The sequence below is a fragment of the Nonomuraea fuscirosea genome (genome assembly GCF_003001935.1).
GTDB classification, from domain to species: Bacteria; Actinomycetota; Actinomycetes; order Streptosporangiales; family Streptosporangiaceae; genus Nonomuraea; species Nonomuraea fuscirosea.
Genome location: NZ_PVNG01000009.1, coordinates 271,131 through 284,444 on the forward strand (window position 1 = coordinate 271,131; position 13,314 = coordinate 284,444).

Genomic DNA, 13,314 nt, shown 5'->3' on the forward strand with positions numbered 1-13,314 from the left:
TCACCGCGCGCGTAAGCTGACCTGCATGGACATCGACCCCAGGCGGCTGCGCGTCTTACGCGAGGTCGCGCGGCGCGGCGGCGTGATGCGGGCCGCCGAGGCGCTCTACCTGACGCCGTCCGCCGTCTCCCAGCAACTCGCCCAGCTGGAGCGCGAGGTCGGGCTCGCTCTCATCGACCGCTCCCAGCGCAGCGTGTCGCTCACCCCGGCGGGGCGGGTGCTGGCCGGCTACGCCGACCGGGTCGAGGAGGAGCTGGACGAGGCCAAGCGGGAGCTCACCCGTTTCACCGAGCGCCTGGCCGGGCCGGTGCGCATCGCCGCCTTCCCCACGGTGATCCAGCACGTGCTGGTGCCCGCCATGCGCGACCTGGCCGTACGCCATCCGAAGATCTCGCTCATCATCCACGAGATCTACGGGCAGCCGGCGCTGCAGGAGCTGCGGCTCGGCGCGGTCGACCTGCTCATCACCGAGCAGGACATGAGCCTGCCCACCCTGTCACAGCCGTCGCTGAGCACGCGGCTGCTGTACGTGGACGAATACCGCATCGTGGTCCCGCCGGACTGGCCGGACCCGCCGGCCACCGTCGCCGACCTCATCCGGCTGCCCTGGGTGGCGGGCGAGCCGACCCAGGCATGCGGGCAGGCGCTGGAGCGGCTGGCCGGGCTGCACGGGTTCGAGCCGCGCAAGGTGCACGTCATCACCGAGTTCGGGCCGGCGCTGGCGCTGGTGGCGGCCGGGCACGGGGTGGCGATCGTGCCCACGCTGGCCCTGCTCGACGTTCCGGAGGGTGAGGTACGGGTGAGCGAGGTGCGCGACGTGGGGGCACGCAGGCTGGACGCCGTCACGCGCGTCAGCCGTACCAGGTCGGGGGAGCCCGATCCGGTGCAGGCCGTGGTGATCGGAGCGATCGAGGAGGCCACCGCGGACCTGGCGGCGTCACTGCGCGGCCGGCTGGGAGAGCCCGAAAAAGTGGATTAGTCGGTCAGGTGGGGGCCGCTGACCTTGTCCAGGAGGCTCGCCAGGCGGGCGCGCAGGCCGGGGCGGCGTTCGAGCTCGCCGGCCGCGGCGCTCACCAGGTGCTGCGCCCCGTCGAACGTCACCAGCCCGTCGCGCGGCACCGTGATCGCGTCGTGCGCCAGCCCGGTCAGCTCGGGGTCGCCGCCCTCGATCGCCAGGATGGTGGCCCCGATGCGCCGCGCGTCGTCCACCCGTTCCAGCAGCGGGACCGGCGCCTGCTGTTCGGACAGCACGAACAACGTCTCCCCGCGCGCGGCCTGCTCCAGCCGGTCGAGGCCGACGCGCAGGTGTGGGGGAGCGTCCTCCGGCGGGGACCAGCGCACCAGGGTGGGGGCGAGCTGGGGCAGACCGGACAGGCGGGCCTCGTCGGCGAGGTGGGCGGTCACATGCCAGGGCTCCTCGTCGGGGGTGCCCACCACCAGCAGCCCGCCGGGTGACCGCGTGGCACGAAGCGCCAGGCCCAGCTCACGGGCGCGGTCGAGCCAGCCGCTCCCGGAGAGCAGTTCGCGCAGGAGTGCCACCGATCCTGAGTCCATCACCCCATGGTGCCTGACGGGCGTGGACCCCGGTGACTGATTCGGTCCGTGAGTCAGCGCCTGATGCGGTGGCTGAGAGGGGGCTCCCTCGGTGACTCATCCGGTGGCGAGGTGTGGGCACCAGGGGGCGGGCGAAGTGCGCACGCGAGGTGCGGACGCGAGGTACGGGCGATATGCGGGCGATGTCCGGACGCGAAGTGGGGTGCGAGGGGCGGTGCGCTTGCCGTGCCGGGCGTCGCCGGCTCAAAGAGGGCCCGGACGGATCGCGGGCCGCCCGGGCCTGACATGATCGGGCTATGACAGACGTGAACGGGCTTTCCATCGCCATCCTCGGCGGCACCGGTGACCAGGGGAAGGGGCTGGCGCGGCGCTTCGCGCTGGCGGGGCACCCGGTGCTGATCGGTTCGCGCAGCGCGCAGCGCGCCCAGGAGGCGGCCGACTCCATCGGCTCGGGCGCGACCGGTGACGAGAACGCCGCCGTCGCCGCCCGGGCCGACATCGTGATCGTGGCGGTGCCGTACGAGGGGCACAAGGCGCTGCTGGAGTCCCTCAGGGACGTGCTGGCCGGCAAGATCGTCGTCGACTGCGTCAACCCTCTCGGGTTCGACAAGCAGGGCGCCTACGCGCTGCCGGTCGAGGAGGGCAGCGCCGCCCAGCAGGCGGCGGCCGTGCTGCCCGGCAGCCGGGTGGTGGCGGCCTTCCACCACGTGTCGGCCGTGCTGCTGATGGACCCGGCGGTGGACAAGGTCGATCTCGACGTGCTGGTGCTGGGCGACGACCGCGAGGCCACCGACCTGGTACGGGCGCTGGCCGAGGCCATTCCCGGCGTACGCGGGGTGTACGGCGGCCGGCTGCGCAACGCGTACCAGATCGAGGCGTTGACCGCCAACATCATCTCGATCAACCGCCGCTACAAGGCCCACGCCGGCCTGCGCATCACCGACATCTGACCTCCGGCGGGTCGTTCTCCGGTGAGTGGCGTCGTCGTGCTGCGCATGACCGACATCTGACCTTCGGGGGGCGTTCTCCGGTGGGCGGCCTCGCCGGGCTGCGCGGCACCGGCAGCTGACCTTCGGTGGGTTGATCTCCAGGCGGGTCAGAGTCCGAAGAGTCGCACCGCCGGCAGGTCCCGCTGCGTCACGGGTGCGTGCCCGGAGCCGCTCGCCGGGGCAGGGAGCCAGGGGCTGTCACAGCCAGCCGCCGTCCTCGGCGATCCTGATGGCGTCGATCTTGTTGCGGGCTCCGGTCTTGGTGATCGCCCCGGTCAGGTAGTTGCGGACGGTGCCGGGGGACAGGTGGAGGCGGGTGGCGATCTCCTCGGCCGAGGCGCCCCTGGCCGCCTCCCGGAGCACGGTGGTCTCCCTGGGCGTGAGCGGGCTCTCGCCGTACTCCATGGCCGAGGAGACCAGCTCGGCGTCCAGGACGCGCAGCCCGGCGGCGGTGCGCCGGATCGACTCCGCCAGCCGGTCGCCAGGGGCGTCCTTGACCAGGAAGGCCTCGATGCCGGCCGCCAGCGCCCTGCGGACGTGGCCGGGCTGGCCCATGGCGGTGAGCACCAGCACCCGGCACGACGGCAGGCGTTCGCGCAGCACGGCGGCGGCGGTGATGCCGTCCACCACGGGCAGGTCGATGTCGAGGACGGCCACGTCGGGCCGCACGCGCATCGCCTCGGGGACGATCTCGTCGCCGCTGGTCACCTCCGCGACCACCTCGATGTCGGACTCCAGGCGGAGCAGGGCGGTGAGGGCGGCGCGGATCATGTGCATGTCCTCGGCGAGCAGCACTCTGATCACGAGACGGCCTCGCGCCGGACGGCCACCTCCATGGCCAGCACGAATCCGCCCTGGCCGGTCCGCGAGCCGGTGGCCGTCCCGCCCGCCTGGGCGGCACGCTCGGCCAGGCTGACGAGCCCCGCCCCCGGCACTCCCGTTCCGGCGCCGGGGCCGGGGCCGGGGTCGGTCCCAGAGTCGGGTGGGGCGCCGTCGTTGGCGAGTTCGAGGCGGATCGTGCCCTCCTGCAGCGACGTCGTGATCGTGCAGGTCGTGGCCCGGCTGTGGCGCAGGACGTTGGTCACGCCCTCGCGTACGGCCCACGCCAGCGCCTCCTCCGACCGCGTCGGCAGCGTCACGTCCGCCAGATGCGCCTGGACGCTCACCCCGGACGACTCCAGCAGCGCCACCGCCCGGCCGACCTCGCCCGCCAGCGACATGGCCCGGTAACCCCTGGCCACCTGCCGCACGTCCTGGGCCGCCTCCCTGGCCACCTGCACCAGCTCGCCCACCTCGGCGCGGGCGGTGCCGGGGTCGCGGTCGATGAGGCGGCCGGCCAGGTCTCCCTTGAGCGCGATCGCGGTGAGGCTGCGGCCCAGGCCGTCGTGCAGGTCGCGGGAGATGCGCACCCGTTCCTTGAGTACGGCGGCGTCCGCCAGCTCGGCCCTGGCCTGTTCGAGCTCGGCGGTCACCCGGGTGAACCGGACCAGCGCGTAGATCATGGTGCCGGTCGTCGGCACGGTGACCACGTAGAACAGGGTCAGGTGGGCGGCCTGGGGGCCGAACCAGAGCAGGGTGCCCTCGTACAGCATGATCAGCCCGACCGCGGCGCCGCCCCAGCGCAGCGGCAGGTAGACCAGCAGCGTGCCGGCCAGCAGCGGCGTGGTGAGCGCCGACATGCCACCCGGGAGCAGGAAGTCGGGCAGGTACGTGGCCACCACCTGCAGCAGCACCGTCAGGGGGAAAGCCGGCGGACGTCCGCCGCGCAGGCCGGCCCGCATGTTGACGTAGTGGACGGCCACCACGACGAGGAACACCACGACGGCCAGCACGCCGTACAGCGCGCCCTGGAGGAAGTAGACCAGGGCGATGACCGTGTACGCGCACGAGACGGCGGTGATGAGCGCGCTGGAGAGCCGCCGGGCGGACGAGGAGACCACGACGTCGATTATCGCCTCCTAGGAGCGGCGGGGTTCCCAGCGGAACCACAGGCGGACGGCGGCCAGGCCGGCGACCGCCCACCCGGCCAGGACGAGGAACGGCACGAGCAGGTCGCCGGTCCTGACGGCGTCCACCACGGCCGTGGTGGGCAGCAGGTCCAGCACCGGCCGCAGCCAGGAGGGCAGCGGGATGGGGCCCATCGCGCCCGCCGACACCCCGGCCAGCAGGAAGACGGGCATGGTGTAGGCGGCGGCCAGCTCCGCCCGCGGGACCGCGGCCGTGTACGCGGCGCCGAGCAGCGACAGCACGGCCGAGCCCGCGACCACGACGGCGGCGAAGCCGAGCGGGTCCGGCGGGAACGGCACGTCGGCCGCGAACCGCACCGTGACCGCGCACAGCAGGATCAGCCCCACCGTCTGGGTGGCGGTGCCGGCGATCTGGCCGGCCAGGATCTGGCCGTCCGTCAGCCGGGTGGAGCGCAGCCGCTTGAGCACGAGCTGGTCGCGGCGGCTGGTCAGGGCCACCACGATGTTCATGAACGCGGTGATCGCCAGCAGGATCGCGATCGTGCTGTGGAAGATCGCCGTGGCGTTGGCGACGCCGTCCTGGGTGACGTGGCGCATGAGCACCGGCATGCCCACGGCCAGGCCGACCGGCGTGACGACCGAGCCGAACAGCATGGCCTTGTCGCGCCAGAACAGGCGGGTGCCGAGACGGTAGGTGGCGGCCAGGCTCATCGTGCGTCCTCCGTGGATCGCGCGTTCTCAGCGGGCCGGGCGCCCTCCGCGGAACGGGCGTCCGGCGCGAGCTCCAGGAAGAGGTCCTCCAGGGTGGCGGCGCGGACCTCCAGGCCCTCCAGTCGCAGCCCCCGCTCGGCCGCCCAGGTGAGCAGCGTCTGCGCGGCCAGGTCGGGGTCGGGGGCCCGGCACACGGCCAGCCCGTCCGCCACGGTGACCGGCAGCGGCAGCTCGTCCGTGCGCACGTGCGCGGGCAGCCGGAAGGCGACCCGCCCGCCCCTGGCCGCGAGCGTCTCGGCCATGCCGCCCGAGGCCACGATCCGGCCCTCGTCCATGATCGCCATGCTGGAAGCCAGGCGCTGCGCCTCCTCCAGGTAGTGCGTGGTGAGCAGGATCGTGGTGCCCGTCGCGGCCAGGTCGCGGATGACGGTCCAGGTGGCGGCGCGCGCCTGCGGGTCCATGCCGGTGGTCGGCTCGTCCAGGAACAGCACGTCGGGGCGGCCCAGCAGGGCCAGCGCCAGGTCGAGCCGGCGCTTCTCGCCGCCGGACAGCTGCCGCACCCGGGTGCCGGAACGCCCGGTCAGGCCGGCCAGCTCCAGCGCCTCGTCCCGGGGGCGGGGCGCGTCGGTGAAGCCGCGCCAGGCGTCGACGGTCTGGGCGACGGTGAGCTCGGGGAAGAAGCCGGCCTCCTGCAGCATGATGCCGGTACGCGGGCGTACGGCGGCGCGCTCGGCGTAGGGGTCGTGACCCAGCACCCGCACGCTCCCGCCCCCGGCCCGCTGGAACCCCGCCAGCACCTCGATCGTGGTGGTCTTGCCCGCGCCGTTACGCCCGAGCAGGGCGAAGATCTCGCCCTCGGCCACCTCGAACGAGACGCCTCTCACCGCCTCGAACCCCTGGTGGCTCTTGCGGAGCCCGTTCACTTCGATGGCTGTCATGCGCTCCACTGTCGCCGGGCCCCGACGCCCGCGACAGTGAAGAATTCACGACTTCCTGGACAACTTGAGCAGCGCGTCCGTCACGCCGTCGGGGTCGACGATCTGGTGCAGGTGCATGCCGGGCAGGCGGGTCACCGGCCAGCCGCGCCGGCCCGCCTCCTCGGCGGCGGCGTCGTAAGGGGGCCCGAACCACAGGAATGAGCATCTGACCTCGTCCCAGCCGGCCGGCACCGGGATCGCCTGCGTGTAGTAGTCGAGCGGCAGCCGGGGCTGCTCCGCCGCGACCCTGATGCGGACGGCGGGGTCGGGCAGCATGGCCACCACGTCCTCCTCGTCCCACCAGTCGGTCCAGCGCGGCAGCACACCCTCAGGGCCGGCCAGGTCGCGCAGGAACGGCAGGAACTCCTCCTCCGCCGTCCTGACCAGCCCTTCCCTGGGCGGGACGTGCGCGTCGGCGAACACGCAGGCCACCACCCGGTCGCCCAGGCCCTCCTTGATCGCGGGAAGGAAGAACCCGGCGTTGCTGTGCCCGGCCAGCACCACGGGGGTGTCGGGGGTGGCGGCCCGCACGGTCTCCACCACCCTGGGCCAGTAGGGCGCGCCTCCCGCAGAAACGCCGGTCAGGTCGGGCACCACGGCCGCGTGCCCGCGGCGCTCCAGCGACTCGGCCACGGGAGCCCACGTCGAGGGCCCGACGGAAGGGCTGTGCACGAGTACGAACGTCGTCTGCATCACCCCACCCTGTCAGACGATGAGGGCGCACCGGGATGGGGTGCGTCCCGCTCCGTCGTACGAGGCCCAGGCCAGGGCCAGGTTGTTCACCGCTCGCGAAAGCTCCTCCTCGGTGAACAGGTAGTGCAGCCGGAGCCGGTCGGTGTGCCCGCCCAGCGGGTCGAACGACCGGCCGGCCGCGACGGCGACCCCGTGCCGCAGCGCCACCTGGGCGAAGGAGTCGGCGTCGCCGCGCGGGAGGCGTACCCACAGGGTCTGGCCGCCGAGCGCGGGCTCGAACGTCCACGACGGCAGCCGGGCCCGCAGTTCGGCGCACAGGTGCTCGTGCCGCGCGCGCAGCGTGCGGATCCGCGCGGAGCGCACCTCGTCCAGCCGGCGCAGCAGCGCGGCGGCGGCGAACTGGCTGACCACCTCGCCCCCGAGGTCGTGCACCGCCCGCAGCCTGGCCAGCCGCGAGACCAAGGGGGCCGCCGCGCGGATCCACCCGACCCGCAGCCCGCCCCACACCAGCTTGCTCAGCGAGCCGACCGTGATCACCTGCTCGCCCCGCCCGAACGACGAGACCGGCGCGGGCGTCTCCTCGGCGAAGCACAGCTCGGCGCAGACCTCGTCCTCGATCAGCGGCACGTCGTGCGCGGCGGTCAGGTCGGCCAGCCGCCTGCGGGTCGGGGTGTCCATGACGGCGCCGTCCGGATTGCGGGCCGAGGGGACGAAGTAGGCCAGAGCGGGACGCTCGCGTACGTCCTCGACGCTCGCCGCCGGCCGGACGGCCGCCGCCGCGTGCCGGAACACCTCCAGCGCCCCCGGGTACGTCGGCGTCTCGGCCAGCACCGTGTCACCCGGCGCGAGCAGCAGCGAGGCGAGCAGCGTGAGCGCCTGCTGCGCGCCCGTCGTCACGATGATCTCCTCGGGCGAGGTCGGCACGCCCCTGCCGGTGTAGTACGCGGCCAGCGCCGCGCGCAGCGCCGGGTTGCCCGCCGGCTGGTAGCCCATGTCGCGCAGCCCGGCCAGCCGCTCCCCGGCCTCGGCGTACGCCTCGAACAGGGCGGGCGGCGGATCCTGCGGGGCGGCGCACGTCAGCAGCTGCACGCCGTCCGGCGGATGCAGGATGTGCTGCAGCAGCGGGTTGGCCGGCACGCCGTCGGCCGTCCTCGTGGCGGGCAGGTCGAGCGCGGCCACCCTGGTGCCGCTGCCCTGGCGGCGCACCACGCGGCTCTCCTGCTGCAGCAGGTCGTACGCGGCCACCACCGTCCCCCGGCCCACCGCCAGCCGCCTGGCCAGCACCCGGTCCGGCGGCAGCGCCTGGCCAGGGGGCAGCACGCCGTCGTCGATCAGCGCCCGCAGACCGCCCGCGAGCAGCAGGTACAGTGGGCCGCGCCCCGACGCCCATCGGCCCAGCGCATCGACCAGATCATCGAGATTGGCCCCATTCATGGACCAATTCTGCCGCATTGGCTCTGACGCGACATACTCCGGCGAGGAATCCTGGTGACATGAGCGAACTCCGCCCCGACACGAAGGCCGTGCACATCCCGATGCCGCCCATCGACGGCAGCCGTCCGATCACCATGCCCATCTACCAGACCTCCGGGTTCGTCTTCGACGACCCCGCCGTGATGGCCGCGTCGATGGGACGCCCCGACGGATCATACGTGTACGGGCGCTACAGCAACCCGACCGTGCGTTCGCTGGAGCTGGCCGTGGCCGGGCTGGAGGGCGGGACCAGCGCCATCTCCACCGGATCGGGCATGGGGGCGATCAACGTCGTCCTGCTCGGTCTGCTGCGGCCCGGCGACCACCTGGTGGCCCAGCGCTCCCTGTACGGCGGCACGGCCGCGATGATCAACGAGCTGGCCGAGCGGTTCGGGATCACCGTCTCCTACGTGCCGGAGAACGACCCCGCCGCCCTGCGCGCCGCCGTACGTCCCGAGACGAAGCTCGTCTACCTGGAGACGATCAGCAACCCGATGACGTTGGTCGCCGATCTGCCCGCGATGTGCCAGGCCGCCCGCGAGCTCGGCATCCTGTCCGTGGTGGACAACACGTTCGCCACGCCGCTGCTGTGCCGGCCTTTCGAGCACGGCGCGGACATCGTCGTGCACTCCACCACCAAATACCTGTCCGGTCACACCGACGTGGTGGGCGGCATCGCGGTCTTCGCCGACCAGGAGCTCTACGAGCGGGCCTGGCGCTTCGCGATCGAGCTCGGGGCCTCGGCCGACCCGTTCGCGGCCTGGCTGACGCTGCGCGGGCTGCAGACGCTGGCGCTGCGCATGGAACGCCACTGCTCCAACGCCGAATTCCTGGCCACCCGGCTGGCCGAGCACCCCGCCGTCACCGCGGTCCACTGGCCGGGGCTGGCCTCGCATCCCTCGTACGAGCTGGCGGGCAAGCTGCTGCCCGGGTTCGGCGGGGTGTTCTCGTTCGACCTGGCCGGCGGGCGGGCGGCGGGGGAGAAGTTCATGAGCTCCGTACGCCTGGCGCTGCTCGCGCCCTCGCTCGGCGGCGTCGAGACGCTCATCCTGCACCCCGCGACCACCTCGCACCGCTCGCTGAGCCCCGACGAGCTGCGGCGCAGCGGCATCGGGGAGGGCACGGTACGCGTCTCCGTCGGCATCGAGCATCCCGAGGACCTGTGGGCCGACGTGGCCCAGGCCCTGGCATAGCCTCGCATCATGTGCGCTGTTACTCATGAGGACGTACGCGCGGCGGCCGACAGGATCGGCGGTCACGTGCTCCGCACGCCCGTCATCGAGGTCGCCGACGGGTTGTGGCTGAAGCTGGAGCTGCTGCAGCACTCGGGCTCGTTCAAGGTGCGCGGGGCGTTCAACCGCATGCTGTCCGCCGGCGAGTTGCCGGGGAGCGGGGTGATCGCCGCCAGCGGCGGCAACCACGGGCTGGCGGTGGCCTTCGCGGCGCGGGCGCTCGGAACGCGGGCCGAGATCTTCGTGCCCGAGGTGACCAGCCCGGTGAAGGTGGCGGGGCTGGCGGCGCTGGGGGCGCACATCACCCAGACCGGGGCCATCTACTCAGAGGCCGCCGAGGCCGCCGCCAAGCGGGCCGCCGAGAGCGGCGCCCTCATGGTGCACGCCTACGACCAGCCCGAGGTGGTGGCCGGGCAGGGGACCACCGGGCTGGAGCTGATGGAGCAGACCGGCGGCGTGGACACGGTGCTGGCGGCGGTCGGGGGTGGCGGCTTCGCGGCCGGCATCACGGTCGGTACGGCAGCCGTGATTGGTGCGCGGTCCGGGACCGCGGCCGACAGAGCAGCGTCGGTCGCGGACGGAACGGCGGCTGGCATCACGGTCGGCGCGGCGGGCGGTGGCGGGCCGAAGATCGTGGCGGTCGAGCCGGAGCGGATCCCGACCCTGCACGCGGCGCGCCGGGCGGGCGAGCCGGTGCCGGTGGAGGTCAGCGGCGTGGCGGCCGACGCGCTCGGCGCCTCCAGGATCGGCGGGCTGGCGTTCGAGATCCTGTCCGGCGACCGGGTGGAGAGCGTCCTCGTGACGGACGAGGCGATCGTGGCGGCCCGGCGCACCCTGTGGGAACGGCACCGGGTGGCGGCCGAGCACTCCGGCGCCGCCGCCTACGCGGCGCTGCTGTCGGGCGTCTACACCCCCGCGCCGGGGGAGCGGGTGGCCGTGGTGGTGTGCGGCTCGAACACCGACCCCGCCACTCTCACCACGGACTGACCCCCTCCCGTCCCGGCTGTCGCTGAGGCCGGTGCGTGGTGGCCGGTGGGAGGCCGGCCACCACGTCAGGTCAGCTGTAGGTGTGCTCGGGCGCGGGGAACGCCCCGGACGTCACGTCGCCGGCGAAGGCGCGCACCGCGCGGTCCATCTCCTCCGCCAGACCCGAATACCGCTTGACGAACCGGGCCGGACGCGGCGTGAGCCCCATCAGGTCCTGCCACACCAGCACCTGCGCGTCCGTCGCCGCCCCGGCCCCGATGCCGATCGTCGGGATCGCCAGCGACGTCGTCACCCGCTGCGCCAGGTCGGCCGGCACACACTCCAGCACCACGCTGAACGCCCCGGCCCGCTCCAGGTCCTTGGCGTCCGACATGAGCTCGTCGCCGGACTGCCCGCGCCCCTGCACCCGGTAGCCGCCCATGACGTTGACCGACTGCGGGGTCAGCCCGAGGTGCGCCATCACCGGCACGCCGGCCGACACCAGCGCCTCGACCTGCGGCAGGACCCGGCGGCCGCCCTCCAGCTTGACCGCGTGGGCGCCCGCCTCCTTCATGAAGCGGGCCGCCGACTCCAGCGCCTGAGCCGGCGAGGCCTGGTAGGAGCCGAACGGCAGGTCGGCGACCACGAGGGCGCGCGACGAGCCGCGGACGACGGCCGCCGTCAGGGGCAGCAGGTCGTCGACCGTGACCGGCAGCGTGGAGTCGTAGCCGTAGACGACCATCGCCGCCGAGTCGCCCACCAGTAGCACCGGGATGCCCGCCGCGTCGAACACCCGGGCCGTCATCGCGTCGTAGGCGGTGAGCATCGGCCACCGCTCTCCGCGCTCCTTGGCGGCGGTGAGGTCGCGGACGGTGACACGGCGTCCGGCCGCGCCGCCGTACAGCGTCGTCGAAGAAGGTGAAGAGGACATGAGTAACCCTCCAGAACCGTCTCGAGGCGCCCCAGCGGCGTCCCCGGACACATTTCCGATGATGTCACGTGGGCTCACGGGCGAAAACCAGTGGCGAAACTGTCGGTGCCTCTTGCCAGAATCAGTGCGGAGGTAACAAACACCATGGCTCTCGCCCCTTACCGGCGCCTGTTCAACATTCCCGGCGTCCCCACGCTGCTCCTGGTGGGGCTGCTCGCCCGCGTGCCGGCCACGGCCACGGGCATGGCGCTGACCCTGCACGTGGCCGAGGTGATGGGCCTTCGCTACGGCCCGGCGGGGGTGGTCGCCATGGCCAGCACGATCGGCATGGCGATCGGCTCGCCGCTGGCGGGCAGGTTCGTCGACCGACACGGCCTGCGTCCCGTCCTGACGGTCACCACGGTGGCGCAGGCGGCCTTCTGGTCGTGCGCGTGGGCGCTGCCGTTCCCCGCCCTGGTGGCGGCGGCGGCGCTGGCCGGGCTGCTGGGGCTGCCCGTGTTCAGCGTGACCAGGCAGTGCCTGGCCGCCATGGTGCCGGTCGAGCAGCGGCGCACCGGGTTCGCGCTCGACTCGATGCTGGTCGAGCTGTCCTACATGGCCGGGCCCGCGCTCGCCGTGGCGGGCATCACGACGCTCGGCAGCGGCGTGACGATGACGGTCATCGGCGTCGGCATGTCCGCGGCCGGCCTGGCGCTGATCGTGCTCAACCCGCCTGTCCGCTCGGCCGAGGAGCTCGCGCAGGCCGGGGGCGGCAAGGCGCGGGTGCCGCGCCGTCAGTGGCTCACCCCCGCCTTCGTGGCGCTGCTCGGCACGGCGGCCGCGGCCACGTTCGTGCTCACCGCGACCGAGCTGTCCCTGGTCGCCACCATGAACCAGGCGGGCCAGACCGCGTGGGTGGGGCTGGCCGTGGCCATCTGGTGCGTCTTCTCGCTCATCGGCGGTTTCGTGTACGGCGGCCTGTCCAGAGGGCTGTCACCCCTGGGCCTGATCGCCGCGATGGGGCTGGCGACCGTTCCCGTGGCGCTGGTCGGAGGCGGATGGCACTGGCTGATCCTGGCCCTGCTGCCGGCTGGGCTGCTCTGCGCGCCGTCCCTGTCCGCCACGGTCGACGCGCTCACCCGATGGGTGCCCAGTCAGGCGAGGGGCGAGGCGATGGGCTTCCACGGCACCGCCCTGCTGATCGGCGGCGCGGCCTCGGCGCCGATCGCGGGCGCCGTCATCGACGGGATGGGGCCGGAGTGGGCGTTCGTCGTGGCCGGGCTGACCGGCGTGGCCATGGTCCTGGTCGCGCTCCCGTTCTGGCGCCGCCGCCCGGCCCCGGCCACCGTCATCGCTCCGCCCGCTGAGACCGCCGACGTGGTCGACGTGGCGGAAGCGGCCGAGCCGGTGGCCCACCCGGTGCCGGCGGTCCCGGCCGCCGGAGAAGCCGTCGCGGCGACCGCGGCGGCGTCAGCGGCGGTGCCGTCGCCGCGCGATTGACCGTCGTCGGGTCGTCGGGTCGTCGGGTCGCCGGGTCGTCGGGTTGTCAGGCGGGTCGTCGGGGTCGGCGAGTGGCTGTGGTCGGTGAGCGGCTCTGTGGTCCGACAGGTCCGACGAGTCCGCGGGTGCTCGGCCTGTCCAAGGTGCTCGTGCGGTCTGCGGTGACGATGTGGTCAACGTCACCCGAGAGTTGAGACGACTTTCGGCGTCGTCGTCGTTGGAGCACAGTGGGCCCGGCGCGGCTCGCTCTCAGACGCGCCGAGGCCGGGCGAGCTGACGGACGAACAGCCGTTCGCGGGTGCTGCCCGTGCGGCAGGTGCTGGTCGGCGGGGTCATCGGAGG

The 13,314-nt window shown here is 73.6% G+C and carries 13 protein-coding genes; 5 read left to right on the forward strand and 8 right to left on the reverse strand.

Annotated elements, in window-relative coordinates; translation table 11 throughout:
- Positions 1–25: 25 nt before the first annotated feature.
- Positions 26–979 (forward strand): LysR family transcriptional regulator, encoded by a 954-nt coding sequence (locus B0I32_RS22320; protein WP_106242493.1) that lies wholly within the window; start codon positions 26–28, stop codon positions 977–979.
- On the opposite strand, the gene B0I32_RS22325 is transcribed toward B0I32_RS22320, so the two are convergent.
- Positions 976–1,554, reverse strand: a complete 579-nt coding sequence (locus tag B0I32_RS22325) for a hypothetical protein (protein ID WP_106242495.1) — start codon at positions 1,552–1,554, stop codon at positions 976–978. The two genes, B0I32_RS22320 and B0I32_RS22325, sit on opposite strands and share 4 nt — an antisense overlap.
- A 296-nt stretch (positions 1,555–1,850) precedes the next feature.
- Between B0I32_RS22325 and npdG the strand changes: the two genes are divergently transcribed.
- Positions 1,851–2,504 (forward strand): NADPH-dependent F420 reductase, encoded by a 654-nt coding sequence (gene npdG, locus B0I32_RS22330; protein WP_106242497.1) that lies wholly within the window; start codon positions 1,851–1,853, stop codon positions 2,502–2,504.
- A 237-nt stretch (positions 2,505–2,741) separates the two neighbouring features.
- Here npdG and B0I32_RS22335 read toward each other — a convergent pair whose 3' ends face one another.
- Genes B0I32_RS22335 through B0I32_RS22360 form a run of 6 tightly spaced genes read right to left on the reverse strand, consistent with a single transcriptional unit; the run spans position 2,742 to position 8,325 of the window.
- A complete protein-coding gene (locus tag B0I32_RS22335) occupies positions 2,742–3,347 on the reverse strand; it encodes a response regulator transcription factor (RefSeq protein WP_106242498.1) in 606 nt (201 codons plus the stop codon).
- Positions 3,344–4,483, reverse strand: a complete 1,140-nt coding sequence (locus B0I32_RS22340) for a sensor histidine kinase (RefSeq protein WP_106242501.1) — start codon at positions 4,481–4,483, stop codon at positions 3,344–3,346. Before B0I32_RS22340 ends, B0I32_RS22335 begins: the two co-directional genes overlap by 4 nt.
- 18 nt (positions 4,484–4,501) lie before the next feature.
- Positions 4,502–5,221 (reverse strand): ABC transporter permease, encoded by a 720-nt coding sequence (locus tag B0I32_RS22345; RefSeq protein ID WP_106242503.1) that lies wholly within the window; start codon positions 5,219–5,221, stop codon positions 4,502–4,504.
- Positions 5,218–6,159 carry an ABC transporter ATP-binding protein gene (locus B0I32_RS22350; protein ID WP_106242505.1) on the reverse strand — a complete coding sequence of 314 codons (942 nt, stop codon included), beginning with the start codon at positions 6,157–6,159 and terminating at the stop codon, positions 5,218–5,220. Before B0I32_RS22350 ends, B0I32_RS22345 begins: the two co-directional genes overlap by 4 nt.
- Positions 6,160–6,204: 45 nt before the next feature.
- Positions 6,205–6,891, reverse strand: coding sequence for an alpha/beta hydrolase family protein (locus B0I32_RS22355; protein ID WP_106242506.1), 687 nt, complete (start codon positions 6,889–6,891; stop codon positions 6,205–6,207).
- 12 nt (positions 6,892–6,903) lie between these two features.
- Entirely contained in the window at positions 6,904–8,325 is a 1,422-nt protein-coding gene (locus B0I32_RS22360) for an aminotransferase-like domain-containing protein (protein WP_106242799.1), read from the reverse strand.
- A gap of 59 nt (positions 8,326–8,384) precedes the next feature.
- On the opposite strand from B0I32_RS22360, the gene B0I32_RS22365 reads away from it, so the two are divergent.
- Positions 8,385–9,557 (forward strand): trans-sulfuration enzyme family protein, encoded by a 1,173-nt coding sequence (locus tag B0I32_RS22365; RefSeq protein WP_106242509.1) that lies wholly within the window; start codon positions 8,385–8,387, stop codon positions 9,555–9,557.
- Positions 9,558–9,566: 9 nt separating this feature from the next.
- Positions 9,567–10,583 carry a threonine/serine dehydratase gene (locus B0I32_RS22370; RefSeq protein WP_106242511.1) on the forward strand — a complete coding sequence of 339 codons (1,017 nt, stop codon included), beginning with the start codon at positions 9,567–9,569 and terminating at the stop codon, positions 10,581–10,583.
- Between the two features lie 70 nt (positions 10,584–10,653).
- Here B0I32_RS22370 and panB read toward each other — a convergent pair whose 3' ends face one another.
- Positions 10,654–11,493 (reverse strand): 3-methyl-2-oxobutanoate hydroxymethyltransferase, encoded by an 840-nt coding sequence (panB, locus tag B0I32_RS22375; RefSeq protein WP_106242513.1) that lies wholly within the window; start codon positions 11,491–11,493, stop codon positions 10,654–10,656.
- Positions 11,494–11,637: 144 nt separating this feature from the next.
- Here panB and B0I32_RS22380 point away from each other — a divergent pair, with 144 nt between their 5' ends.
- Entirely contained in the window at positions 11,638–12,972 is a 1,335-nt protein-coding gene (locus tag B0I32_RS22380; RefSeq protein ID WP_106242516.1) for an MFS transporter, read from the forward strand.
- Positions 12,973–13,314 lie beyond the last annotated feature (342 nt).

Excerpts from the sequence above, each read along its gene's own strand:
- B0I32_RS22320 (WP_106242493.1), top strand. The coding sequence starts at position 26 with ATGGACATCGACCCCAGGCGGCTGCGCGTCTTACGCGAGGTCGCGCGG.
- B0I32_RS22360 (WP_106242799.1), bottom strand. The coding sequence starts at position 8,325 with ATGAATGGGGCCAATCTCGATGATCTGGTCGATGCGCTGGGCCGATGG.
- B0I32_RS22325 (WP_106242495.1), bottom strand. The coding sequence starts at position 1,554 with ATGGACTCAGGATCGGTGGCACTCCTGCGCGAACTGCTCTCCGGGAGC.
- B0I32_RS22345 (WP_106242503.1), bottom strand. The coding sequence starts at position 5,221 with ATGAGCCTGGCCGCCACCTACCGTCTCGGCACCCGCCTGTTCTGGCGC.
- npdG (WP_106242497.1), top strand. The coding sequence starts at position 1,851 with ATGACAGACGTGAACGGGCTTTCCATCGCCATCCTCGGCGGCACCGGT.
- B0I32_RS22380 (WP_106242516.1), top strand. The coding sequence starts at position 11,638 with ATGGCTCTCGCCCCTTACCGGCGCCTGTTCAACATTCCCGGCGTCCCC.
- B0I32_RS22365 (WP_106242509.1), top strand. The coding sequence starts at position 8,385 with ATGAGCGAACTCCGCCCCGACACGAAGGCCGTGCACATCCCGATGCCG.
- B0I32_RS22355 (WP_106242506.1), bottom strand. The coding sequence starts at position 6,891 with ATGCAGACGACGTTCGTACTCGTGCACAGCCCTTCCGTCGGGCCCTCG.
- B0I32_RS22370 (WP_106242511.1), top strand. The coding sequence starts at position 9,567 with ATGTGCGCTGTTACTCATGAGGACGTACGCGCGGCGGCCGACAGGATC.
- panB (WP_106242513.1), bottom strand. The coding sequence starts at position 11,493 with ATGTCCTCTTCACCTTCTTCGACGACGCTGTACGGCGGCGCGGCCGGA.
- B0I32_RS22350 (WP_106242505.1), bottom strand. The coding sequence starts at position 6,159 with ATGACAGCCATCGAAGTGAACGGGCTCCGCAAGAGCCACCAGGGGTTC.